Source organism: Micromonospora sp. NBC_01405, assembly GCF_045040155.1.
In the GTDB taxonomy this organism is placed as follows: Bacteria; Actinomycetota; Actinomycetes; order Mycobacteriales; family Micromonosporaceae; genus Micromonospora.
Genome location: NZ_CP109532.1, coordinates 6,114,107 through 6,138,082, shown reverse-complemented (window position 1 = coordinate 6,138,082; position 23,976 = coordinate 6,114,107). Strand labels below are relative to the sequence as shown.

Sequence of the window (23,976 nt, the reverse complement as noted above, 5' to 3'; positions counted from 1 at the left end):
CCCCGAACCCGACATACGCCCCAGACGTGCCGCCACGCGCAGGCACCGGCAGGATGATCGACTCCTCGTCCCGGACGCGGGGGCCGGCCGGGGACATATCGACCGAATGGCGGACGGGCACGAGCGCCGCGCCGGCCGGACCAGGCGTTACCCTGGCACCATGCAGGGCGTAGCCTCCCCCACCTCGGCCGGCGTGGCCTTCCTGGCCCGCCCGGGCCGCCCGGCCGTCGTCACCCCCACCCTGGCCGAGCTGACCGGCCCCACGCGGGGGGTCGTCGAGCTGCCCGTACGCCTGATGTGGAACCTGCACCGCACCTTCGACCTGGGCGACCCGGACGACCTGCTCTGGATGTACGAGAACGTGTTGCGGGAGACCACCCACGCGGACGACCTGCGGGAACTGGTCAACGGTCATCTGCTGCGCCAGGTATGGCCCATGCTCAACCTTCCCCGTGGTGTCCGCGCGGCGTGGGAGCACCGCCACCGGGCCCTGCGGGACGACCGGGCCCTCCGCACGGCGTGAACGACGCCGCACCGCCGGACGAGTTCTACCGCGAGGTCGCCCGGGTGGCCCTGTCGGTCGCCGGCCGCCACCGGTTCGTGCTCGGTGGCGGCGTCGCCTGGGCCGCGCACGGGCTGTTCTCCCGCCCCACCGAGGACGTGGACCTCTTCGCCGATGTCGAGGGGGCAGCCGCTGCGGCGGCGACCGGCGTGCGTACCGCCCTGGAGCGCGCCGGCTTCGAGGTGACCGACGCGGACCCGGGCAGTGACCTGGCCGAGCTGTTCGCCGGGTTCGACCGGGACATGAAGGACTTCGTGGTGAGCCGGGGGCCACGGCAGATCCGGCTGAGCCTGGCCCGGCTCGACCGGTACCGCAGCCCGGTCGTGATGGACCTCGGGCCGGTGATGGACATCCGCGACCTGGTGGCCAACAAGACGGCGGCGCTGGTCAACCGGCGGGAGGTCCGGGACTTCATCGACGTGGGGGCCGCCCTCGATCACTATTCGGTCGCGGAGCTGCTCGGCCTGGCCCGGCAGCTCGACCCGGCGCTGGAACCGGAGGACGTCCGGGACGCCGGCCGCTACCTGGACCGCCTGCCCGACCGACGCTTCGCCCGGTACGGCCTGGACGCGGCGCAGGTCGCGCGGCTGCGGGCCCGGCTGGCCGCCTGGCCCCGCTGACGTCCCCACCGGCTGTGAAGCATGTCGGCTCCTGTGGCGGGAGGGACACCGGCTCGTTAGGGTGCGCAACGGCGCCCGCGAGGCGCGCCCACCCCCATGGAAAGGCACCTCATGACCTCCTCCTCCGGCGCGTCGCGCCGCCAGGTGCTGGCCGTCGCCGCCGCCGCCGCGACCGCACCCCTGATCGCGGGCGCGCCCGCGCAGGCGGCCGGGTCCAAGGGCCCGAAGACCTGGGACCTGACGATCCTGGGCACCTCGGACACCCACGGCAACGTGTACAACTGGGACTACTACCGGGACGCCGAGTACGACGACAGCAAGCACAACGACGTCGGCGTCGCGAAGCTGGCCACCCTGGTCAACCAGATCCGGGCCGAGCGGCGGGGCAGGGCGACCCTGGTCCTCGACTCCGGCGACACCATCCAGGGCACGCCGCTGGCCACGTACTACGCCAAGCAGGAGCCGATCACCACCACCGGTGCGACGCACCCGATGGCCAACGCGATGAACATCCTGAAGTACGACGCGGTGACGCTGGGCAACCACGAGTTCAACTACGGCCTGCCCCTGCTCGCCAAGTGGATCAAGCAGCTCGGGTTCCCGGCCCTCGCCGCGAACGCGGTCAACGAGGCGACCGGCAAGCCGGCGTACCTGCCGTACGTGATCAAGGAGGTCCGGCTCGGTGGGCACGGCGCGCCGAAGCTGAAGGTCGGCATCCTCGGCCTGACCAACCCGGGCGTGGCGATCTGGGACAAGTCCAACGTCGAGGGCAAGCTGATCTTCGCCGACATGGTGACGACCGCCGCCAGGTGGGTGCCGGTCATGCGGGCGCGCGGCGCCGACGTCGTCATCGTCTCCGCGCACGGCGGCGACAGCGGCACCTCCAGCTACGGCCCGGAGCTGCCGAACGAGAACCCATGCACGATGATCGCCGAGCGGGTCCCGGGCATCGACGCGATCCTGTTCGGCCACGCGCACAACGAGGTCGTCGAGAAGTTCGTGACGAACGCGAGGACCGGCGCACAGGTGCTGCTCTCCGAGCCGTCCAAGTGGGGCCAGCGGCTGACCCGGATGGACTTCACCCTCACCCGGGAGCGGGGCTGCTGGAAGGTGGCCACCAAGCGCGCCACCATGCTGAACACCAACACGGTGGTCGAGGACCCGGCGGTGCTCGCGGCCGTGCTCGGCCAGCACAGCAAGACCGTCGCGTACGTCAACACAGTGGTCGCCCAGTCGACCGTGGAGCTGTCGGCGGCCGAGTCGCGGTACCAGGACACCCCGATCCTGGACTTCATCAACCACGTCCAGACCGAGGTCGTCACGGACGCGCTGGCCGGGACCGCGTACGCGGGGCTGCCGGTGCTGTCGATCGCGGCGCCGTTCAGCCGCACGGCGGTCTTCCCCGCCGGTGACGTGCGCATCCGCGACGTGGCCGGGCTGTACGTCTTCGACAACACCCTGGAGGCGGTGGTCCTCACCGGCGCCGAGGTGCGGGCCTACCTGGAGTACTCGGCGAAGTACTTCACCACCCTCGCAGTCGGCGCGCCGGTCGACCCGGCGACGATCAGCGACCCCGCCGTCCCGGACTACAACTACGACGTCTTCTCGGGGCTGGACTACGACATCGACATCAGCAGGCCGGTCGGCGGGCGGATCACCCGCCTGGTCCTGCCCGGCACCGACACCCCGGTCGCCGACGACGCGCAGTTCGTGGTCGCGGTGAACAACTACCGGCGCAGCGGTGGCGGCAACTTCCCCGGCATCGTGAAGACCCAGGTCTACAACGCGCAGCAGGAGATCCGCCAGCTGCTCATCGACTGGGCGCAGGCCCGGGGAACCATCAACCCGGCCGACTTCTACGTGCCGAACTGGAAGCTGGTCCGCGAGGGCGTGCCGGTGGAGTTCCCGAGCGCCTGATCGGTTCGGACCCCCGCGCGACAGCCCTCTTCTCGGACGGAGAAGAGGGCTGTCGCCGGAGAGGCTCGGCATCTCTCGTCAAAGGGCTTACCTAGCGGAGGGTTGCATCCACGGAAGTCGCGGAGCGGGCGGCGGCCTGACGAATTCGCCCCGGTCGGGGACCTGCCCTTCGGCCCCTATGGAGCTGCCCCGTCCACGCTCCCGCTCCACCCACAGCACAAACGGGGCAGCTCCATAGGGGCCAACGCAGCGCGGTGCCGACCCGGCAAAGACCGAGGCCGACCCGGCAAAGGCAAAGGCCGGCCCGGCAGGGGCCGATGGTGTCGGCAGCGCGCGCATCCCCCTGGGGCCTGGCCGGAGACCCGCACGACTTTGCCGGGGCCCTGGGTGAGTCGGCGTGCCGTTTCAGCCGGTGCCGGGGCCGGGGCGCAGCGCCCACTGGTCGTGGTTGCCCGCCGGATCGGGCCGGTCCCGCCGGGGGTCGGTCTCGGTCGACGCGGTCATGGCTGCTCCCTCCACGGGTCTCCATCCTGCACCCGGTCCGCCATCGACGCAGCCCCGCCGCTCACCGGGACACGACCGGCGTCGAACGGCCCTGGCGGGCCGGCGGGAGCCGGTCCAGCAGCGCCAGCGCCGCCCGCACCGGAGCCCGGTTCAGCGTCTCGTCGAAGCTCGCCCGGCCCTGGCAGAAGCGGACGAACATCCGCCAGCCGGGCGGGGTGGCCAGCAGGGCGTGGAAGACGTCCGGCCGGCGGGAGAAGACCTCCAGCAGCCGGTGCCCGGCCCGCATCGATCCGACCAGGTCCCGCTCCACGCCGCGCCGGTAGCCGTCCAGGTCACCGTCGGCGACGGCCGCTCCGGCCAGCGCGCCGGACCGTAGCGCGTAGCTGATCCCCTCCCGGCTCCACGGCTCCAGCAGGCCGGCCGCGTCCCCGGTCACCAGCACCCGGCCGTGGCGCAGCGGCGAGTCGTCGGCGCGGCAACGGGTGAGGTGCCCGGAGTCGTGCTCCGGGGTCGCCCCGGACAGGCCCAGCCGGTCGACGAAGTCGCGCAGGTACTCCCGGGTCCGCTCCCCCTCGCCCCGGCCGGCGATCACCCCGACGGTGAGCCGGTCGCCCTTCGGGAACACCCACGCGTACGAGCCGGGGATCGCCCCCCAGTCGAGCAGCAGCCGGCCGCGCCACCGGCGCTGTTCCTCCTCGGGCACCGGCAGCTCCAGCTCCAACCCCAGGTCGACCTGCCGGTACCGGACGCCGACGTGCCGGGCGGTCACCCCGGAGGAGCCGTCTGCGCCGATCACCGTACGGGCGTGCACGGTGTCGCCGTCGGCGAGCCGCAGGCGTACCTGATCGGGGTCCTGCTCCAGGGCGCGGACGGCGACCCGCTCGCGCACCTCGGCCCCGGCGGCGACCGCCGCGGCGCGCAGCCGGTCGTCGAACTCGTCGCGGCGCACCATCGACACGAGGGGTCCGTCGGCGTGCCGGCGGGTGAACTCGCGCCGCCCGTCCCGGGTGAACGTCACCCGGTCCACCCGGTCGTGCGCCGGCACGTCGATCCGGTCGCCGACCGCCGCGAGGGAGGTGCCGATCAGGCCGCCGCCGCAGGTCTTGTACCGGGGGTGCGCGGCCCGCTCGACGACCAGGGTGCGCAGCCCGGCGCGGGCCGCGACGTGGGCGGCGGAGAGCCCGGCGGGGCCGCCACCGACGACAGCGAGGTCCCAGATGATCACGGTTGAAGCCTAGGGCACCGCCGGACGGAAAGCCGGGCGGCGCAGCGGGCACGGGCCGGCGGGAACCGCACGATCCGGCGGGCATCAACTGCGGGGCGGCGGGTAATCGTCCAGCGCAGTCCCGCCCCCCCCTGACGGGCGGTCACGTCGAGGAGGAAGTCATGCAGCAGGTACGGCTGTCGGATGTCGAGGAGCGGGTCTACCAGGCGGTGGCCGCGCTGGAGTCCCGTGGACAGGTTCCCTATCCCGACATGATCGCGCAGGAGTCGGGGTTGCCCCAGGACGAGATCCACGCGCCGCTGCACATGTTGACCGAGAAGAACCTCCTGCACCGGGAGGACTCACCGATGGCGGGGCTGGACTTCGGCCCGCGCTGGTGCGCCCGCCAGATGGCGTGAACCGGCGGGAGGCCCCGGGTTGCCCCTCGTGGGCCCGGGTAGCGATCATTGACACGTGATCGACGGCCGACGGGGGGCGCCGCCATGAGCCCAGGACGGCCGGACCGACCGGGCCAATCGGCGGGTGCTGCCGACGGGGCCGACAACGTCGACAACCGACGGCGCTGGCAGGCCCTCGGGGTCGGCCTGGTCGCCGCCTTCATGACGCTGCTCGACGTGAGCATCGTCAACGTCGCCGTGCCGTCCATCGACCGGGCGCTCGGCGCGACCCCGAGCGACCTGCAATGGGTCCTGTCCGGGTACGCGCTCACCTTCGGCCTGGTGCTGGTGCCGGCCGGACGGTTCGGCGACGCCCGGGGCCGCCGCAACGCGTTCGTCCTGGGGATCGCCCTGTTCACGCTGACCAGCGCCCTGGCCGGGTTGGCCCGATCACCCGAGTGGCTGGTCGGCGCCCGGCTGCTGCAGGGCGCCGCCGCTGGAATCGTCAACCCGCAGGTCACCGGCCTGATCCAGCAGTTGTTCCGGGGCCCGGAACGGGCCCGGCCGTTCGGCCTGCTCGGTGCCACGATCGGCATCTCCACCGCGGTCGGCCCGCTGCTCGGCGGGCTGCTGATCCAGGCGGGCGGCGAACAGCACGGCTGGCGGTGGGTCTTCTTCGTCAACGTGCCGGTGGGCATCGTCGCGGTGCTGCTCGGCTGGCGGCTGCTGCCCGCCCGCCCGGCCGGCGGCGTGTCCCGTCACCGGCTCGACCCGGTCGGGGTGCTGCTGCTGGCCGTCGGCGTGCTGCTCCTGCTCCTGCCGCTGGTGCAGCGGGAACAGTGGCACAGCCCGTGGAAGTGGGCGCTGGTTCCCGCCGGCCTGGTCACGCTCGCCGGCTTCGGCCTCTGGGAGCGATGGTACGCCCGGCACGAGACGCCGCTGTTCGACCTGCGGCTGTTCAGGTTCCGCTCGTACACCCTCGGGTCCCTGATCGCGCTGGTCTACTTCGGTGGCTTCACCGCGATCTTCTTCATCTTCACCCTGTACCTGCAGAACGGCCTCGGCTACAGCGCGCTGATCGCCGGCCTGGCCATCACGCCGTTCGCCCTCGGCTCGGCCGCCGCGTCCGCGCTCGGCGGCCGGATCGTCAACCGGTACGGCCGCCCACTGGTCGCCGTGGGCCTGCTCGCCGTGGTGCTCGGCCTCGGCGCGGTGGTGTTCGTGCTGCGCGGCGACCCGCACGGCTCGGTGCCCCTGCTCACGGCGGTGCCGCTGCTGATCGCCGGGCTGGGCAGCGGCCTGGTCATCGCCCCGAACCAGACCCTCACCCTGTCCCAGGTTCCGGTGGGGCAGGCGGGCAGCGGCGCGGGAATGCTGCAGACCGGTCAGCGGATCGGCTCCGCCGCCGGCATCGCCGCCGTCGGCGCGGTCTTCTTCTCGTCGCTGGCGGACACCGGCGGGAACTGGTCGACGGCGTTCCGACATTCGCTGCTGCTCGCCGCCGGCATCATCGCGCTTGCCCTGGTCGCAGCCCTGATCGACATCCACCGCAGCCGCCGGGCCCCCCAGCCCTCCACTCATCCCTGACCACCTCGGCCCACGGCGGGGCTCCCGGCCGGCAGCGCGCGTGACGGTGCCCGCCGGTGAACAACCCGGCGGGCACCGTGTCACGCGGTAGTCAGGACGGTCAGCGCGTCGATCCCGTGCCGAAGCGGTTGCGGCGACGCCAGGCCAGCCCGGCGATCGTCAGCACCACACCGACACCGAGCAGCCCGCCACCGACGGCCAGCGGCGTGCCGATGCTGTCACCGGTCACGGGCAGCCCTCCGTGCGGTTTGCGGGTCGGGGTCGGTGTGGGCTGCTCGCGTACGAGCACGGTCAGGGTCGCGGTGGCCGTCCTGCCCGTGGTGGCACCGAGGGCTGTGAACGTGTGCCGGCCGGTGACGCTCGGCGTGTAGCGGGTGGAGAACTCCCCCGCCGCGTCGGCCTTCACCGTGAACCGCGACGGCGCCGCGGCCTGGTAGGCCACCGGGGCCATCGCGACGGTGCTGCCGTCGCTGCGGCGGGCCGGCGCCTGACCGGGCAGGCCGGCGGCGAGTGGCGTCGTCGCCACGGTGTGGTCGGCGGACTCGTTCGGCCCGAACCCGGCACCGGTCAGGGTGACGGTCTGGCCGAGGACGATCGTCGACGGGTTGACCGTCAGCGCCGGGGGCTGCGGCGGGTACTGCGGCGGCTGTTGTGGGCCGGACGGCGACGGTGTCGGCTGCGGCTGCGCCGCCCCCGCCGCGGTCGGCGCGGCCACGACGGCAAAGCCGACCGTGAGCGCCATGATGATGCGGGATAGCCGCATGATTGGTTCCCTCCTACTGGTCACAGAGTGGTGCGGACTTAACTTGGGTGGTCCATGGGGTGGCGGTCGGGGTGAGCCAGAGGTCGGCGTCTCCGCTGCCGGTCCTGCCGGTCAGCACGTCGACATCGAGGGTCCGGGTGATGCCGGGGCGTACCTCGACGTTGGCGATGACGACCTGTCGCCGCCGTTCGAGGCCGCTGCCGACCCGCAGGTCGACTCCGTCGAGCCGGCTGGCGAGCACCGCGCCGCCGGCCGGGCTGTAGACGGACACCAGGGTGCGGGCGGTGTACGGGTCCCCGGCCAGGCCCAGGCCGAGGACGGAGGGGGAGAGCCCCTTGGCGGGCGCGGTCGAGTGGAGCGTGAAGCTCAGCCGTAGCTGCCGCCGGCCGTCGGGGCGACACTCCCCCACGGTCAGCGTCGCCGACGGCCGCAGGTAGTAGCCGAGCTTCGCGCCGCTGCCGTCGTTGAGGAACACGCCGACGGTGGGAACGTTCTCCTGCTCGGGCAGCGCCCCACCCAACCGGCTGCCGGCGATGACCCGCTGCTCGGCCGGGTGGGCGCTCCAGAACAGGATCCGCCGCTCGCTGATGGCGCGGTCCAGTGCGGACAGCAACGCCCGGGGGTCGACCTCCCGGGTGAAGAAGGTGCTGAACACCGCCGCCGCGGAGGCCGCGAAGAACTCGTCCTGTTTGGCCTGGTCCAGCCGCTGGTACGTGTCGGAGAGCAGGGTGTGCACCACCGTGTCGCTGACCAGGGTGGTGTTGCCCGGCACGGGCACCGGTCCGGTGGCCTTGAGCAGGTACGACAGCACCACCGGGTCGACCGCGAGCACCCCGTCGACCGTGCTGCCGCTGCGCTTGCGGTACATCGCCCGGAAGAGCGCCGCGGCGGTCGGGAAGTGCGGGGTCAGGTTGACGTCCGCCGGATACGTGCCGACCAGATCGGTGTAGAGGTTGCGGACCTCGGTGCTCAGCTTCGCGGACAGGTCGAAGCGGCCCAGGCTGGCGACGGCGTCCTGTGCGCCCATCCGGAGCCGGCCGTTCTCTGCCTCGATCACCGCGTACGCGCCGAACATGCCGCCGGTGGCCCGCAGCTCGGCCGGGTTCTGCGACACCAGCAGGTAGCTGCGCCGCCCGTCCGCGCCGAGCAGGTTCGGCAGCAGACCGGCGGCCTGGTCGGCGGCCCGGGTCAGGGCGGCCAGCCGGTCGGTCTCGGCCCGCAGGTCCGTCACGGCCTGTCGGACCGGGTCGACCAGTCCGGTGGTGGGCACGGCGGCGAGCCGGGCGGTGGTACGCCGGACGACCTCGTCGGTGTCGGTGAGCTGGGCCGAGACGGCCCGGAGCTGATTGACGTCCAGCCGTCCTCTGCCGGGCAACAGCGTGGACAGGTCGGTGCGCAGCAGGGCGGGGAACGCGTCCCGGGCGAGTTCGTCGACGGCCACCGCGATCTCGCGGACCGCAGCGAGGTCGTCCCCGGCGTACGGGGTGTGCCGCCCGACCGACCAGCCCGGGTCGGCGGTGGCGTCGCGGGCTGCGGCGGCCTGCTCCTGGAGCGCGGCGAGGGTGCGTTGCGCCCGGTCGGCGTCGGCCCCGACCACCTCGGTGCTGAGCTGCCGCGCCAGCCCGGCGGCGTTGAGCAGGTGGGCCCGGGCCTGCCAGCCTCGGAAGCCGACCCAGCCGCCGCCGACCACGACGAGCGAGCCGACGATCAGGCCGGTGAGCAGGACGCGGCGTACCCGCGCCCTGGTACGCCGTCGGGATCTTCGCCGACGGCGGCGGGGCCGCACAGTGTCGCTCACGCCTGCTCCCGTCGTAAAGCGGATAGAAATGATGATTGATCGTTTTCTAGCACGCATGGGGCAGGTCGCGTGGGGATATCGCACTTTTTCAGACGTCAAGTCCCGTACGGGGGTTTCCCTCCGGCGAGTCCGAACCACGCTGCCGCCCGGCCACCTCGTACAGCAGCTCCTCCACGCGGTCCACCCCGCCGCGCGTGGACATGTCGCGCAGGTACGCCTCCCGGCCGCGCCGCCCCATCTCCAGCCGCGCCGACGTCGGGATGGTGGCGGCCAGCCAGAACCGGTCGGCCAGGGTGGCCCAGTCCTCCGGCGGGCAGGACAGCCCGGCCCGGGCCCGTTCCACGATCTCCACGGTGTCTCCCCCGGCGGAGGCCACCACGGGCGAGGCGGAGCTGAACGCCGCCTGGAGCTTGCCGGGGACGCTCCCGCGCAGCTCCGGCAGGTCGCGCAGCATCACCAGCTGGTAGTCCGCGGCGGCGTACAGGTCGGACATCTCCAACGGCGACCGGCGCGCGACGAACCGGACGTTGCGGGCCCCCAGCTCCTCGGCGAGCCCCCGTACCCGCCCCTCCTCGGGGCCCGAGCCGACCAGGACCAGGTCCATCGTGCCGCCCAGCGGGGCGGCGGCGCGGACCGCCGTCTCCAGGCCCTGCCGGGCGCCGATGGTGCCGGCGTACATCACCGCGCAGCGGCCGTCGCCCCGGACCAGCCGGCGGGCCTCCCGGGTCGGCTCGGCGGGGCGGAACAGCCGCTCGTCGGTCCAGTTGAGCACCACCCGCACCCGCTCGGCGTCGGCCCCACCGGCGACCACCAGGTCACGCATGGCGGGGGCGGCGACCGCGACCAGGTCGGCGGAGCGGTAGAGCCGACGGGTGGCCGCGGCGAGCCGGTTCGCCCAGGGGCGTGCCGCCTCCGCCGGCCCGGGTAGTTCCGGGTGCACGTCCTGGACGTGCAGCAGCGTCGGGACCGCGCCCAGCAGGCGCAGCAGCCCGGCGGCGGCGAAGGTCGTCGGCGGCAACTGGTGGACGTACAGGGCGTCGACGCCGGCAAGCTGCCCCCGGCCGATCGTCCCGACGCTGGCGGCGAACGACAGCCAGCTCGCCATCCTCGCGCGGACGGAGGCGTCCCCACCGGTCCACCGCGGCACCCGGCGCACGGTCAGCCGCTCGCTGCGGCTCTCGTAGCGCCACCGCTGCCGCCAGCCCGGATAGGCGTGGCCGCCCGGGTAGTCGGGAAAGCCGGTCAGCACGCGGACCTCGTGGCCGCGGGCGGCCAGCCCCTCGGCAAGGCTGCCGGGGATGAACGCCGGCTCCGGCGGGAAGTGGTACGCCAGGATGCCGATCCTCACCGGGCACCCCCACCCCGGAGGTCACCTTCCGGCGCGGCGTGGCCACCCTGGGTGGTTCCGCCTGCGTACGATGCCGGCAACGCGCTGCCCACGGGCACCGCCTCGGCCGGTGTCGGCACAGCGCCGGGCCGACACGCGACCAGACCGCTGGGAGAGTCTCCGATGGCCGACCGGATCCTGTTCGTCTGCCACGCCAACATGTGCCGCTCGCCGATGGCCGAGTACCTGGCCGGCTGGCTGCTGGCGAAGCTGCCGGTCGAGGTGGCCAGCGCCGGCACGGCCGCCGTGGACGGCCGGCCGATGCACCCGTACGCGGCGCAGGTGGCCGCCGGGACCGGCCGGGATCCGGCCGCGTTCCGCAGCCGGGCGCTGACCGCCGGCCAGTTGGCCGACGCCGCGCTGGTGCTGACCGCGACCCGTCGCCAGCGGGCGGCCTGCGTGTCGCTGGCCCCCGCCGCACTGCACCGCACCTTCACCCTGCGCCAGTTCGGTCGGCTCGCCGGGCTGTCCGACGCGCCGGACACCACGGACGCCGGCGCGCTGCGCGCGGCGGCGCGGGCGGCGGCCCAGGCCCGGGGTCGGTTGCAGCCGACCACCACGGCCGAGGACGACCTCGTCGACCCGATCGGTGGCACGCCGATCGACTTCCGGCGCTGCGCGCAGGAGATCGAGCGGTCGTTGACACCGGTCGTGGCGCTCATCGAGGCAGCCGGGTGAGTTCCTGCGTCGGGTCGGCGGCCCGCTCCTGGCCGAAGAACCCGCTGCTGGGGGCTGCCGCCGGCTTGCCCACCCGCTCGGCCGGGGCGGCGACGGGCGCGGGAGGTACGTCGATCCGGTAGCTCTCGTACTGGTCGGTCTCGGCGCGGCCGAGCTTGGCCATGTTGAGCACGCAGCCGAGCAGCCGGACGGAGACCGACTGGAGCGCCTGAGCGGCGGCGGCGATCTGGCCGCGGTCGGTGCGCCCGTACCGGCTGACCACCAGCGCCCCGTCGGCTTGGACGGCCACGACGACGCCGTCGGTGACGGTCCGCAGTGGGGCGGTGTCGATGACGACGATGTCCGCCGATTCCCGCAGCACCAGCAGCAGGTCCGCCATCGCCTTGGAGCCGAGCAGCTCGCTGGGGTTGGGCGGGACCGAGCCGGCGGGCAGCACCAGCAGGGACTTGTCGCCCCACCGCTGCACCACGTCCCCCACGCTGACGTCGCCCAGCAGCACGTCGGTCAGCCCGACGCTCGCCTCCAGGTTCAGGTACTCGGCCACCTTCGGCCGGCGCAGGTCGGCGTCGACCAGCGCGACCCGCCAGCCGGCCTCGGCGAGCGCGATGGCCAGGTTGCAGGAGAGGGTGGTCTTGCCCTCCCCCTGCAACGCGCTGGTCACGGCGATGACGCGGGCCGGTTCGTGGACGTCGACGAAGCGCAGGTTCGTCCGCAGCTTGCGGACCGCCTCGGCGCGCGGCGAGCTGGCCGCGGCCCCGACGATCAGCGGCGCGGTGCGCGCGGTGGGGTCGAACGGGATCTCGCCGAGCAGCGGGCTGCCGGTGGCGCGTTGGAGGCCGACCGCGTCCCGCAGCCGGTTGTCGAACCGGGTCCGGAGCACGGCCAGGCCGAAGCCGACGAGCAGGCCGGCGAGCGCGCCGACGGAGAGGTTGAGCGGCGGCCTGGGCGACACCGGTTCGGAGCTGACCCGGGGTCCGCTGATCACCTCCACCTTGATCGGGGCGGTCCGCCCCTCGGGGGGTGTCTCCACCGCCTTGACCAGCTCGACGAACTGGGCGGAGACCGCCTCGGTCAGCCGCAGCGCCCGCGTCGCGTCGGTGTCGGTGACGGTGCCGCGCAACAGGACGGTGTCGGGGACGGTGCTGGCGCCGATCCTGGCCTGCACCTCCTCCGCGGTGAGCCCGAGCGGGTTCTTCGCCACGACGCTCCGCGCCAGCCGGTCGCTCTTCAGCAGGTCGGTGTACGACTTGACGCGCTGCTGCATGAAGATGCCGCCCTGGTACGCCTCGCTGACCCCCTGGTTGGGGACGGTGACGAAGTAGGTCACCGAGGCGACGTACCGGGGCTTCGTCTGGACCGTGACCAGTGCGGCCACGCCGAGACTCACCATGACGGCGAGCAGGACCAGCCACCAGCTGCGTCGGACGGCCCGGAGGTAATCACGAACGTCCATCAGCCGGGAAGCCCCCGTCCGGTCCGTGCGGTCGACTTGTCAAGCACAAGAGCTCCTCAGCAGTCACGGGGCGGTCACCGGCTCCGACATCCCCACCCAGCGCATTCGGCTCCACCGACTGTAGAGGATGTAAGCGGTCAAAAGCCGCAAATAGCCCATTTACCGAGGCGCGGCCATTAATGGGACCACTCGCATCGCCGAATTCGTTCGGAACAACTGCCCCGGGACCCGGGAAGTGACGTAGGAAGCGGCGAACAGGCGGCGCGCGACCCGGGCGGGGCCGGTGTTCCACGCGACCCCGGCGCGACCGCTCTCCGGGGCGCGCGACGGTGGGGGCGGCCTGCTGCCGCCGCCCCCACCGGTGGACTCAGCGTCGGCGCTCGGCCGGCTCGTCCTCCTCGACCTGCTCGGTCTCCTCGCCGATCGCCTCGTTGAACGGCTCGGTGAGGTCGTCGCCCGGGACGGCCACCTGCTCGGCGAGGTCCTGCTCGTCGGGCCGCCCACCGGGTTGCGGCTGGGGCGCGGTGGCCTCACCGGCGAAACCGAACTCGTTGGGTTCGTCGTGCCGACTCATACCGTCATCCTCCCGATTTATCCAGATTGTCTCCCGTGGCCCACGGTAGGCGTTGATCGTCTTCTGCGCAGCGTGCTACGGATTGTCGACGCGACACCGGCCCGACCGGGCACGGTCGGGATCAGTTGAGCTCGGCGACGGCCTCGAAGATGAGCCAGAGACCGCAGATGGCGAAGAGCACCGCCGCGCCGTACCGGATGGCACGCTCCGGCAGGTGCCGGCCGAGCATCCGGCCGACGAGGATCGCCAGCGCGTCCGCGGCCACCATGCCGATCGTCGAGCCCAGCCAGGTGCCGAACCAGCCGTACTTGGTGGCCAGGGTGATGGTGGCCAGCATCGTCTTGTCGCCCAGCTCGGCGAGGAAGAACGCGACGCCGACGGCGAAGACGGCGGACTTGCCGCCCCGCTCGGCCTTGCGCTTCTCCTCCTCGGTGAGCTTGTCGCCGCGCAGCGTCCACGCGCCGAAGCCGAGGAACGCGATGCCGGCGATGAGGGAGATCCACCCGGTGGGCAGGGCGGCACCCAGCCCGTAACCGATGGCCACCGAGGCCAGGTGGACGAGGGCGGTGGCGATCGTGATGCCGATCAGCACCGGGACCGTCTTGAACCGCGTGGCGAACGTCAGCGCCATCAGCTGGGACTTGTCGCCCAGCTCGGCGACGAAGATGACGCCGAAGCTGACGACCAGCGCGACGAGGAAACCTTCCATGACACCCTTCCCGATGGTGCCGGGCCGGGGTGTGGGGCGCCCTCGACCCGGCCGTTGTGCACAGCCTGGGTCGAAGGTCTCGCCCGCCCCACCTCAGGTGGGGCCGCGTGGCCGGATGCGGAACGCACCAGTGTGTCGACCACGACATTGGGGGCTACTCCCCTTCGCCCCGGCAGCCTAGCCGATCGACGCGGCCGGGGCCGACGCGGGTGGACGGCGTCACCCGCGTCGGGCCGGCTGCGTCACCCGCGTCGGGCCCGTCAAAGCGGCTCAGTCGGCGTGGGCCAGGGTCACGCCGAACAGGCCGTCGGCGTCGGTCCAGAACTCGCGGACGGTGAAGCCGGCGGTGGCCAGCTCCGCCGCGATCCCCTCCGGGCGGAACTTCGCCGACACCTCGGTGCGCAGCTCCTCCCCCGCCGCGAACGCCACGTCCAGGTCGAGCACCCGGACCCGCTGCGGACGCTCGGCGCGCAGCCGCATCTCGATCCACTCCCGCTCCGGGTCCCAGAGCGCGACGTGGGTGAACGCCTCCGGATCGAAGTCGGCGCCCAGTTCCCGGTTGACCACCCGCAGCACGTTGCGGTTGAACTCGGCGGTCACCCCGGCCGCGTCGTCGTAGGCGGGGACGATGACCGCCGGGTCCTTGACCAGGTCGGTGCCGAGGAGCAGCCAGTCGCCGGGCTCCAGGGCCGCGCGCATGGCGGCGAGGAAGCCGGCCCGCTCGGCGGGGAGCAGGTTGCCGATGGTCCCGCCGAGGAAGATCACCAGTCGGCGTCCGCCGGCGGGCAGCCGATCGAGGTGCCTGGTGAAGTCCCCGACGATGCCGCGTACCCGCAGCCCGGGGTAGTCGGCGGCGATCTGCCCGGTGGACTGCCGCAGGGCGCTGACCGACACGTCCAGCGGCACGAAGGTGCCCAGCCCGCCACGGCGGGTGAAGGCGTCCAGCAGCAGCCGGGTCTTCTCCGACGAGCCGGAGCCCAGCTCGATCAGCGTCTTCGCCCCGGTCAGCTCGGCGATCTCGCCCGCCCGTTCGGCCAGCACGGACCGCTCGGCCCGGGTCGGGTAGTACTCCGGCAGGCGGGTGATCTCCTCGAACAGCTCGCTGCCCCGGGCGTCGTAGAACCACTTGGGCGGCAGCCACTTCGGTGCCGAGGTCAGCCCGGTCCGCACGTCCTCCCGCAGCCCGCGCCCGAGGTCCTGCTCCTCCAGGTAGATCTCCAGCGGTTCGACGCTCATCAGGTGTCCCCCTCCGTAACTCGTGTCGTTTCCCCACCTGCCGGCCGGTCGACGGGTCCACCCCCGGGCAGGGTGTCGACCCGGGCCCCGGCGGTCGTGGCCACCACCAGCCGCCCGTCCGGCACCGCCTGCCAGCCGGGCTCGTCGTCGTGCGGTTCCGAGGCCAGCAGCACCGCGCCCGGGGTCCGCCGCAGCGACAGCGCGTGGCCGGCGACGCTGGCCACGACGGTCCGCCCGTCGGTGAGCAGCAGGTTGAGCCGGGACCCGGGCGCCGCCGCCGCGACCCGCGTCACCGTCTGGGCGACCGCCCGCGCCGGGTCGTCCCCGGCGCGCAGCCGGTGCCGTACCAGGGCCCAGAGCAGCGCCGCGTCGGTCGGCGCGTCGAGGGTGAGCAGGTCGCGTACGGGCAGCCGGCCGGCGAGCCCGGTCACCGCGTCCGGCCAGCCGCGGACCACCCCGTTGTGGCTGAACAGCCACGGACCCTCCGCGAACGGGGCGGCGGCGGTGTCGAGCACCGGCATGCCGACGGTGGCCGACCGGACGGCGGCCAGCACCGCGCCGCTGGTGGTGGCCACGGCCAGCTCCGGCAGCGTCACGTCGCCCCAGATCGGCGTGCCCCGCCGGTAACGCAGCGGCTCGCCGCCGCCGGGCGGGTACCAGCCGACGCCGAAGCCGTCGGCGTTGATCGTCCCGCCGCCGCGCATGTCCCGGGGCGCCCAGGACTGACGCACCAGGGAGTGCGGCGGGTCGTACAGCAGGGCCCGCAGGCTCACCGGCGGCCCGACGTACGCGAGGTGCCGGCACATCAGGCGGCACCGCCGGTCGGGCCCGCGGCCCCGCCGGACGTCCGCCGGGGCGCGGCCGCCACCGGGTGCGGCGTCACCGGGGTGCTTCCTCCGGCCGGGCGTCGCGGGCGCAGCGGAAGCCGCTGAAGATCTGCCGCCGGATCGGGTAGTCCCAGTTGCGGAACGTCCCCCGGCAGGCGGCCCGGTCGGTGCCGAACGACCCGCCGCGCAGCACCCGATGGTCCTCGCCGAAGAACACCTCCGAGTACTCCCGGTAGGGAAACGCGGTGAAGCCGGGGTGCCCCCGGAAGGTGCTGGCGGTCCACTCCCAGACGTCGCCGACGAGCTGGTGCACCCCCAGCGGCGACGCGCCGGCCGGGTACGCGCCCACCGGCGCCGGCCACAGGTGCCGCTGCCCGAGGTTGGCGTGCTCGGCGGTCGGGTCCTCGTCGCCCCACGGGTAGCGGCGGGACCGGCCGGTGGCCGGGTCCCAGCGGGCGGCCTTCTCCCACTCGGCCTCGGTGGGCAGCCGCCTGCCGGCCCACGCGGCGTACGCCTGCGCCTCGTGCCAGCAGACGTGCACCACCGGCTCGTCGGCCCGCACCGGGAACCACCGGCCGAACCGCCGGTACGCCCACCCGCCGCCGTCGCGCCGCCAGTGCATCGGCGCGGTCAGCCCGGCCTCGGTGCGGTGCCGCCAGCCGGCCTCGCTCCACCAGCGCGGGTCGTCGTAGCCGCCGTCGGCCATGAACTCGGCGTACCGGCCGTTGCTGACCGGGGCGGCGTCGATGACGTACGCGGGCAGGTGGACGGTGTGCGCGGGGCGCTCGTTGTCCAGCGCCCACGGGTCGGTGGAGGTGCCCATGGTGAACTCGCCGGCCGGGACGAGGACCTCGTCGGCGACCCGGGCGCGCGGCTCCGGCGGGGGCGGGGCGTGCAGCGCCGGCGGGCCGAGGCGGAGCTGGTGGGTGGCGAGCATGGTCTCGTCGTGCTGCTGCTCGTGCTGGACGATCATGCCGAAGGCGAACCCGTCGGCGACCAGCGGACGGTCGGTGAACGGCACCCGGTCGAGCAGGTCGTGCACCTTGTCCCGGACGGTGGCGAGGTAGGCGCGGGCCTCGGCGGGCGGCAGCAGCGGCAGCGCCGGGCGGTCCCTGCGGGGCTGCTTGAACGCGTCGTACAGGTCGTCGATGTCCCGCCGGACGGGCTCGCGTCCGCCGACGTCCCGGACCAGCCAGAGTTCCTCCTGGTTGCCGACGTGGGCGAGGTCCCACACCAGCGGGGACATGATCGGCGAGTGCTGTCGCATCAGGTCGGCGTCGTCGACGGCCTCGGTGAGCAGGGCCGTCCGCGTCCGGGCGCGCTCCAGCTCGGCGGCGATCCGGTCGCGCAGCCGCTCCGTGCCGAGCTCGTGGATGGTCGTCACCGCGTGCCCCTCTCCGTGGCGGTCAGTCGCCCCCGTAGTGCGTTGGCGGTCTCGTCGCGCAGCGGGGCCGGCAGGTCGAGCCGGGGCAGGGCCGCCAGCGCCAGGTCGAGCAGGCCGGCGGCGGCGCGCGCCAGCGGGGGGTCGGCCAGCCCGTGCCGGGCCGCGACGTCCCACCGGTCGGCCACCGCGGCGGCGATGCTCGCAGCGCGGGCCACCGTCCCTGGGTCGGCGAAGAGCGCCGCCAGCACGGCCAGCGGGAGCCGCCAGTCCGGCCCCGGTTGGGCGTCCAGGTAGCGGATCTCCAGGTACCCACGGGGCCGGACCACCGGGAACAGGGTGCTCAGGTGGTAGTCCAGGTCGTCCGTGGTGGGCGGGCGGGGCAGCGCACCGGCGAGCCAGTCGCCGAAGGTCACCCCCGCCGGCGGGGTCCAGTCCGCGGCGTCGTCGCGCAGGCACAGCAGCGGCGCGGCCAGCGCGTACGCCGTCCAGGCCGCCACCGGGTCGGCGCCGGGCCGGGCCGGGGACCAGACCGGCCGGGTGCGGGCGGGGTCGATGGCCAGCCAGGCCGCCATCCGGGCGGACGCCCAGCCGGTGCGCCGCCCGGCGTGCCGCCCGGCCGTGGCGAACGCGGCGAGCAGCGGCGGGCCGACCGCGTGCGCCGCCGCCCAGCGGGCCGCCACCTGCTCCGGTTCGCCCGCGTCGAGGCAGACCTGGAGGCCGGCGGTGCTGTACATCATGGTCCGGCCGGCCGTCCCGCCTCGGTCGAACACGCAGCGCATGGCGCGGTAGCGCGGGGTGTCAACGACCGGGCGCGGTGGCCGGAACGGGTCGATGCCGGTGCGGCCGAGGGCGAGGCCGGCGGCCCGGAGCAGGCCGGTGACCTGGGCGATGTCGGCGTCGGTGGCCTCGATCAGCGCGGCGACCGAGGGTCGCGGCGGGGTGGATATCTCGAGCTGGCCGCCGGGCTCGACGGTCACGGCGCTGCCGTGCCGGAGCGGTGCGGCTGGGCTGGAGTCGTCGATGGTGACGGGGGCGTGTCGCCCCAGCGCCGCCAGCAGCCGTTCCCGGTCGACGGGGAGGGCGGGGTCGGCGGCGTCGTGCACGGTCCATTCCAGTTCGACGCCGGTGTGGGTGGGCGGGCCGGTCTTGAAGCAGATCCGGGCGATGTGCCGGGCGGCGTCGGCCGCCTCCAGCAAGCGGGTGTTCCGGTCCAGCTCCGGCGATGTCACCACGAGACGATTCCTTCCCGCGCTGGTTGACTGACGACCACACCGGTGACGGCCGTTTCCTGACCGTGACCGGTCCGGACGTCCGCGGTGCACCCATCCTCTGTCTAGCAGACGAAATCCGCTCGTCTTGCCGTAACAGATGTTTCGTCGCTGTCGTCCGGGTCGGGGCGCGGGGTGGCCGTCGGCCCAGGTCAGGACGGGAGCTTCGCCGCGTCCGGGGTCTCGCCGGTCGCCTCGATCCGGTCCGGCCGGCCGGGGTGGGAGGGGCGCGCGGTGGGGACCCGCCCGGAATCCGCCCCGGCCAGCAGGTCCTGGCAGAAGCTCTCCACCTCGTCGGCCCCGCCGGCGGCGGTGACCAGGGGCGCGAAGCCGGGCTTCTCCAGCGCCCGTTCCCGCTGGGCCGCCGACTTGGCCAGGTACGCCCGGCACAGCCCCGGCAGTTGGGCGCCGGCACCCGAGTGGCCCGGGTCGGGGCTGCGGGTGCCGGTGCCCGGCGTCCCGGGCCGGGCCGGGCCGGACGGGCCGGCACCGGACGGCGTGGCGGTCGGGGCGGGGATGGGGGACGGGGACCTGCCAGGGCCGGATCCGGTGGGGCGGGGCGCGGTGGGGCCGGCGGCATCCGGGTCTTCGGGGCTGGCCGACGCGGCGGGCGGCGCCGGCGGGGGCGCCGGTTCCTCCGTCCGGTCCAGGGTGGCCGCCGCGACGGCGACGCCAGCGGTGGCGGTGGCGGCCAGCGCGCCGATCCAGGCGACCACACCGACGGTGAGCCTGCGGGGCGTCCGCGCCGGGGCCGACGCCGGGGCCACCCGGGCGGCCCGGAAGGCCGCCAGCGCCGCCTCCTCCCCGGCCAGTTCGCCGGGGCGGGTCGGGCCGGCCGCGGCGGCGAGCAGTTGGGCCAGCGGATCTCCGGCGGGACGGCCGGGGCCGGCGGCGTCCTCCCGGTCGGCGGCCCGGTCCCGGCGGGCAGCGGCGTCGTCCTCGTCCTGCGCGGCCCGGTCCGGGCGGGGTGCCGCGGCGTCCCGGGCGGCGTGGGCCGCGTCGAGGAGCCGGTCGGACTCGGACCAGCCGGCGGGGTGCCGCCCGGGGCGGTCTGGTTGACGGAAGCTCATCGGTGTCCCCTCACGTCACCGTCCGCCGGCTCGACGCGCGGCGCGTCCGGGGCCGACCGATCCGCCCGGGGAAAGGGCGGAATGACGGACGGCACCGCCGTCGGGAGCGGATCGTGACGTTGCACGAGTGCGGCGAGCCGGCGCAGGCCGCGATGGGCGGCCGTGCGCACCGCGCCGGCCCGGCGGCCCAGCACCCGGGCGGCGGTCTCGGCGTCCAGGCCGACGACCGCGCGCAGCAGCACCGCCTCGGCCTCCCGGGGCGGCAGGGTGGCGATCAGCGCCAGCGCGGCCTCGGTGCCGAGCGTCTCGCCGGCCCGCTCGGCCGTGTCGGCGTCACCGGCCAGGTCGCTGAGCGTCTGCACCGGCACCGGCATCGAGGGCCGCCGGCGCTGGCGGCGCAGATGGTCCATGGCCCGGTTCCGGGCGATGGTGACGGTCCAGGCGCGAAACTCCCCGCCGGTGAAGGTCGGCAGGTCGCGGGAGATCTGCAACCACGTCTCCGAGGCGACGTCCTCCGCCTCGGCCCCGACCAGTGCGGTCAGGTAGCGCAGCAGGCCGGGCTGGAGGCTGCGGTAGAGGAACCGGAAGGCGTCCTCGTCACCGGCCCGCGCCGCGACGACCGCCTCGTTCAGCTCACCGGCCATGGTTCCGCCGCCCGGTCCCCGAAGACCGGCGTACGCCGACCCCGTCGCACGCGTCGCCGACCCGGCCCGGCGGCCGGACCTCATCCCGCACCATCAGCCCCCCGCTGACCAGATCACGCCCGACGCGGTACGGCGTGGACGGCACGTCCGGGCGCGGCACGCGGCACGTCCGCCGACGAACGTCTCGTGCCAACGCCGCCGGGCGGGCCCGAGCCGGGCTAACGCTAGGAGTGGAGGGCCGGGTGGACAAGCCACCGACTGCCGGAAAAAGAGTGAGAATTATCAACCCGACTGCCCGGCGTGTCGATGTAACACGTGGGGGTCAGCCGACGCATGAGCCTACCCGCGAGTGGCGCGGGGCCCCGGTTGATGCAGGCCACGACCCGCTTGACCAAACCACTCGATCAACACCATGACCGACTGTCGCGAAATGGTCACAGGATATCCGACCCGGGAATCCCCCCGCTGTCCCGTCGCCACGAAGGCCCCATCCGTTTGGGCCAGATCACGAGAAGTGCTCCGCGCCGGCTTCTGGGTACGGTAGTGCCGTGTTGTCTTCGGGAGTCGTACTCAGCGGTCGGTACCGCCTGGACGACCGTGTCGCCACCGGCGGCATGGGTGACGTCTGGCGGGCCACGGACCAGATCCTCGGCCGCCAGGTCGCGGTGAAGGTCCTGCTTCCGGCGCTGGTCTCCGACCCCGACTTCATCGCCCGGTTCCGGACCGAGGCGCGGATCATGGCCGCCCTGCGACACCCGGGCATCGTGCAGGTCTACGACTGCGGCGAGGACGACCTGCCCGAGGGTGGGCGGGCCGACTACCTGGTCATGGAGTTCGTCGAGGGCCAGCCGTTGTCCCGACGGATCGAGGCGGCCGGGCAGCTCGACGTCGCCGAGACCATGTCGATCGTCGCCCAGGCGGCGCAGGCGCTGCACGCGGCGCACCTCGGCGGCATCGTGCACCGCGACGTCAAGCCGAGCAACCTGCTGGTGCAGGAGGACGGCACCGTCGTGCTGGTCGACTTCGGGGTGGCCCGGTCGACCAACGTCACGAGCATCACCAGCGCCGACGCGGTGCCGGGCACCGCGCTCTACATGGCCCCCGAACAGGCAGCCGGCCGGCCGGTCTCCGGTGCCACCGACATCTACGCGCTCGGCGCCGTGGCGTACTGCTGCCTGACCGGCGGGCCGCCCTTCACGGGGGACAACCCGTTGCAGGTCGCCGTCCGGCACCTGGACGACGAGCCGCCGGAGCTGCCGCAGGAGATCCCGGCGTCGGTGCGGCAGCTGGTGGGTCGGGCCCTGGCGAAGAATCCGGCAGAGCGGTTCGCCACCGGCGCGGCGATGGCCGAGGCGGCGCGGGCCACCGTCGCGGACGGCTCGGCGCCGACCAGCACCGTGCCGGTCCCGCTGCGCGGGGCCGCCGGCGGTGGCACCGCTCCGGGCGCCAGCGGTACCACCCGCGACGACCTGCCGCCGGTGCGGCGGCCCGCCCCCTCCTCCGCCCGGCGCGGCGGGCGGCGCGGCACCCTGCTCGGCGCGCTCGCGGCAGTGCTGGTGGCGGTGGCCGGGCTCACCGCGGCCCTGGGCGCGACGCGGGGCGACGACGCCCCCGCGACGAAGTACCAGCCGACCGCCCCGGCGTCCGTCCCGACGCAGGGCGACAACTCGGCCGCCACCGAGGAGGCCGCGGTCGACGAGGGTCCGACCGACCGGCCGGGCCGCCGCCCCTCGGCCCCGGCCAGCCCGACGGCGACCCCGAAGCCGAGCGGGGCGGCCACGCCGAAGCCGTCCAGCACGCCGACGGCGAGCGCGCCGGTCGACCCGCCGCCCACCACGGCGAGCACCCCGGTCGACCCGCCGCCCACCACGGCGAGCACCCCGGTCGACCCGCCGCCCACCACGGCGAGCACCCCGGCCGACCCGCCCGTCCTGAACGGCTGACCCCACGCACCGACCGACCCCGGCCGGATGACCGATCCGGCCGGGGTCGCGGCTTCCCACCGGCCCCGTCATCCCCAAATCGGACTTTAAACGCAGATACTCACTTACGCTGACGAGGATGCACGTTCCGTCGTCTGCGGGAGCACGGGTGAGCGCTGAGAAGTTGGTCGTCATCGGCCAGGGATACGTCGGCCTGCCGCTGGCCGTGCGGGCGGTCGAGGCGGGAATGGACGTCGTCGGCCTCGACGTCGACGCCGACCGGGTCAAGCGGCTCGCCTCCGGCGAGTCCTTCGTCGAGGACATCCCGACCGACCGGCTCGGCCGGGCGCTGGGCAGTGGCCGGTACCGGCCGAGCACGGAGTACACCGAGGCCGAGGGCTTCGACGTCTGCGTGATCACCGTGCCGACCCCGCTGCGCGACGGCGTTCCCGACCTGAGCTTCGTCGAGCAGGCCGGGGTGCGCATCGGGCCGTACGTGCGGCCGGGCTGCGTGGTGGTCCTGGAGTCGACCACCTACCCGGGCACCACCGAGGAACTGCTCCGACCGCTGCTCGAGTCGGCCAGCGGGCTGACCAGCCCCGGCGACTTCCACCTCGGCTACAGCCCCGAGCGGATCGACCCCGGCAACCCCACCTGGAAACTGGAGAACACCCCGAAGGTGGTCTCCGGGGTGGACGCGGAGTCCCGCGACCGGGTCGACGCGTTCTACCGCCGGCTGGTCGAGCGGACCGTGCCGGTGGACTCCACCCGGGTCGCCGAGCTGACCAAACTGATCGAGAACACCTTCCGCCAGGTCAACATCGCGCTGATCAACGAGCTGACGATGCTCAGCCACCACCTCGACATCGATGTCTGGCAGGCGATCGAGGCGGCCGAGACCAAGCCCTTCGGGTTCATGCCGTTCCGCCCCGGGCCGGGGGTCGGCGGGCACTGTCTGCCGATCGACCCGTGCTACCTGTCCTGGCAGGTCAAGCGGCGGCTGGGGCGTCAGTTCCGGTTCATCGAGCTGGCCAACGACGTCAACCACGAGATGCCCGAGCACGTCGCCCAGCGGATCATGGGCGGGCTGAACCGGGCCGGCCGCGCGGTCAACGGAGCGCGGCTGCTGCTGCTCGGGCTGGCGTACAAGCCGAACACCGGGGACATGCGGGACTCACCCGCCGTCGACGTGGCCCGCCGCCTGCAGGCCCTCGGCGCGGACGTACGCGCCGTCGAGCCGTACGCCGAGCCGCACCACGTGCCCGCCGGGGTGACCGTGGTCGGGCTGACCGAACACGAGGTCCGGCAGGCCGACGCGGTGGTCGTGGTGACCGACCACGACTGCCTCGACTACGACCTGGTGGTGCGGCACGCCCGGTACGTCTTCGACACCCGCAACCGGTGCCACGGCCCGGCCGTCGAGCGGCTCTGAACACAGGGGATCGTCTCGGGGTCCCCGCCCGCGGGCGGG

21 protein-coding genes are annotated in these 23,976 nt (G+C 74.1%); 8 read left to right on the top strand and 13 right to left on the bottom strand.

Annotated elements, in window-relative coordinates; translation table 11 throughout:
- The first annotated feature begins 160 nt into the window (after positions 1-160).
- The 3 genes from OG559_RS26560 to OG559_RS26550 all read left to right on the top strand — a co-directional run bounded on the left by OG559_RS26560 (position 161) and on the right by OG559_RS26550 (position 3,099).
- Positions 161-523 carry a hypothetical protein gene (locus OG559_RS26560; protein ID WP_405108480.1) on the top strand — a complete coding sequence of 121 codons (363 nt, stop codon included), beginning with the start codon at positions 161-163 and terminating at the stop codon, positions 521-523.
- Positions 520-1,182 carry a nucleotidyl transferase AbiEii/AbiGii toxin family protein gene (locus tag OG559_RS26555; RefSeq protein ID WP_387017468.1) on the top strand — a complete coding sequence of 221 codons (663 nt, stop codon included), beginning with the start codon at positions 520-522 and terminating at the stop codon, positions 1,180-1,182. Before OG559_RS26560 ends, OG559_RS26555 begins: the two co-directional genes overlap by 4 nt.
- Before the next feature lie 111 nt (positions 1,183-1,293).
- Positions 1,294-3,099, top strand: coding sequence for a bifunctional metallophosphatase/5'-nucleotidase (locus OG559_RS26550; protein ID WP_405116982.1), 1,806 nt, complete (start codon positions 1,294-1,296; stop codon positions 3,097-3,099).
- A gap of 565 nt (positions 3,100-3,664) precedes the next feature.
- On the opposite strand, the gene OG559_RS26545 is transcribed toward OG559_RS26550, so the two are convergent.
- Positions 3,665-4,828: a geranylgeranyl reductase family protein gene (locus OG559_RS26545; protein ID WP_405108478.1), complete on the bottom strand. Its 1,164-nt coding sequence runs from the start codon at positions 4,826-4,828 to the stop codon at positions 3,665-3,667.
- A gap of 161 nt (positions 4,829-4,989) precedes the next feature.
- Here OG559_RS26545 and OG559_RS26540 point away from each other — a divergent pair, with 161 nt between their 5' ends.
- Positions 4,990-5,226, top strand: a complete 237-nt coding sequence (locus OG559_RS26540; protein ID WP_350889386.1) for a hypothetical protein — start codon at positions 4,990-4,992, stop codon at positions 5,224-5,226.
- 84 nt (positions 5,227-5,310) lie between these two features.
- Positions 5,311-6,792, top strand: coding sequence for an MFS transporter (locus tag OG559_RS26535; RefSeq protein WP_405108475.1), 1,482 nt, complete (start codon positions 5,311-5,313; stop codon positions 6,790-6,792).
- Between the two features lie 100 nt (positions 6,793-6,892).
- Here the strand turns inward: OG559_RS26535 and OG559_RS26530 are convergent, their stop codons facing one another.
- The 3 genes from OG559_RS26530 to OG559_RS26520 form a co-directional block, all read right to left on the bottom strand.
- Positions 6,893-7,555 carry a hypothetical protein gene (locus OG559_RS26530; RefSeq protein ID WP_405108472.1) on the bottom strand — a complete coding sequence of 221 codons (663 nt, stop codon included), beginning with the start codon at positions 7,553-7,555 and terminating at the stop codon, positions 6,893-6,895.
- Positions 7,556-7,568: 13 nt separating this feature from the next.
- Positions 7,569-9,353 carry a DUF4012 domain-containing protein gene (locus OG559_RS26525; RefSeq protein ID WP_405108469.1) on the bottom strand — a complete coding sequence of 595 codons (1,785 nt, stop codon included), beginning with the start codon at positions 9,351-9,353 and terminating at the stop codon, positions 7,569-7,571.
- An 88-nt stretch (positions 9,354-9,441) separates the two neighbouring features.
- Complete coding sequence (locus tag OG559_RS26520; RefSeq protein WP_405108466.1) at positions 9,442-10,701, bottom strand: glycosyltransferase family 4 protein; 1,260 nt, start codon at positions 10,699-10,701, stop codon at positions 9,442-9,444.
- Between the two features lie 162 nt (positions 10,702-10,863).
- Here OG559_RS26520 and OG559_RS26515 point away from each other — a divergent pair, with 162 nt between their 5' ends.
- A complete protein-coding gene (locus OG559_RS26515) occupies positions 10,864-11,418 on the top strand; it encodes a low molecular weight phosphatase family protein (protein ID WP_405108463.1) in 555 nt (184 codons plus the stop codon).
- Here the strand turns inward: OG559_RS26515 and OG559_RS26510 are convergent.
- The 9 genes from OG559_RS26510 to OG559_RS26470 form a co-directional block, all read right to left on the bottom strand.
- Positions 11,399-12,871: a polysaccharide biosynthesis tyrosine autokinase gene (locus OG559_RS26510; protein WP_405108460.1), complete on the bottom strand. Its 1,473-nt coding sequence runs from the start codon at positions 12,869-12,871 to the stop codon at positions 11,399-11,401. The genes OG559_RS26515 and OG559_RS26510 overlap by 20 nt on opposite strands.
- Before the next feature lie 367 nt (positions 12,872-13,238).
- On the bottom strand, positions 13,239-13,445 hold the full coding sequence (locus tag OG559_RS26505; RefSeq protein WP_405108457.1) for a hypothetical protein: 207 nt from the start codon (positions 13,443-13,445) through the stop codon (positions 13,239-13,241).
- 121 nt (positions 13,446-13,566) lie between these two features.
- Entirely contained in the window at positions 13,567-14,154 is a 588-nt protein-coding gene (locus tag OG559_RS26500) for a TMEM165/GDT1 family protein (protein WP_405108454.1), read from the bottom strand.
- Positions 14,155-14,424: 270 nt separating this feature from the next.
- On the bottom strand, positions 14,425-15,390 hold the full coding sequence (gene egtD / locus OG559_RS26495; RefSeq protein WP_405108452.1) for an L-histidine N(alpha)-methyltransferase: 966 nt from the start codon (positions 15,388-15,390) through the stop codon (positions 14,425-14,427).
- Positions 15,390-16,196: an ergothioneine biosynthesis protein EgtC gene (gene egtC / locus OG559_RS26490; protein WP_405108449.1), complete on the bottom strand. Its 807-nt coding sequence runs from the start codon at positions 16,194-16,196 to the stop codon at positions 15,390-15,392. The genes egtD and egtC overlap by 1 nt, the downstream gene beginning before the upstream one ends.
- Before the next feature lie 73 nt (positions 16,197-16,269).
- Positions 16,270-17,601: an ergothioneine biosynthesis protein EgtB gene (gene egtB, locus OG559_RS26485; RefSeq protein WP_405108446.1), complete on the bottom strand. Its 1,332-nt coding sequence runs from the start codon at positions 17,599-17,601 to the stop codon at positions 16,270-16,272.
- A complete protein-coding gene (gene egtA, locus OG559_RS26480; protein WP_405108444.1) occupies positions 17,598-18,833 on the bottom strand; it encodes an ergothioneine biosynthesis glutamate--cysteine ligase EgtA in 1,236 nt (411 codons plus the stop codon). Before egtA ends, egtB begins: the two co-directional genes overlap by 4 nt.
- Before the next feature lie 188 nt (positions 18,834-19,021).
- Entirely contained in the window at positions 19,022-19,939 is a 918-nt protein-coding gene (locus tag OG559_RS26475; RefSeq protein WP_405108442.1) for a hypothetical protein, read from the bottom strand.
- Complete coding sequence (locus OG559_RS26470) at positions 19,936-20,583, bottom strand: sigma-70 family RNA polymerase sigma factor (RefSeq protein ID WP_405108440.1); 648 nt, start codon at positions 20,581-20,583, stop codon at positions 19,936-19,938. The genes OG559_RS26475 and OG559_RS26470 overlap by 4 nt, the downstream gene beginning before the upstream one ends.
- Positions 20,584-21,131: 548 nt before the next feature.
- Here OG559_RS26470 and OG559_RS26465 point away from each other — a divergent pair.
- On the top strand, positions 21,132-22,526 hold the full coding sequence (locus tag OG559_RS26465) for a protein kinase domain-containing protein (protein WP_405108436.1): 1,395 nt from the start codon (positions 21,132-21,134) through the stop codon (positions 22,524-22,526).
- Between the two features lie 148 nt (positions 22,527-22,674).
- Positions 22,675-23,937 carry a nucleotide sugar dehydrogenase gene (locus OG559_RS26460; RefSeq protein ID WP_405108434.1) on the top strand — a complete coding sequence of 421 codons (1,263 nt, stop codon included), beginning with the start codon at positions 22,675-22,677 and terminating at the stop codon, positions 23,935-23,937.
- The last annotated feature ends 39 nt before the right edge of the window (positions 23,938-23,976 follow it).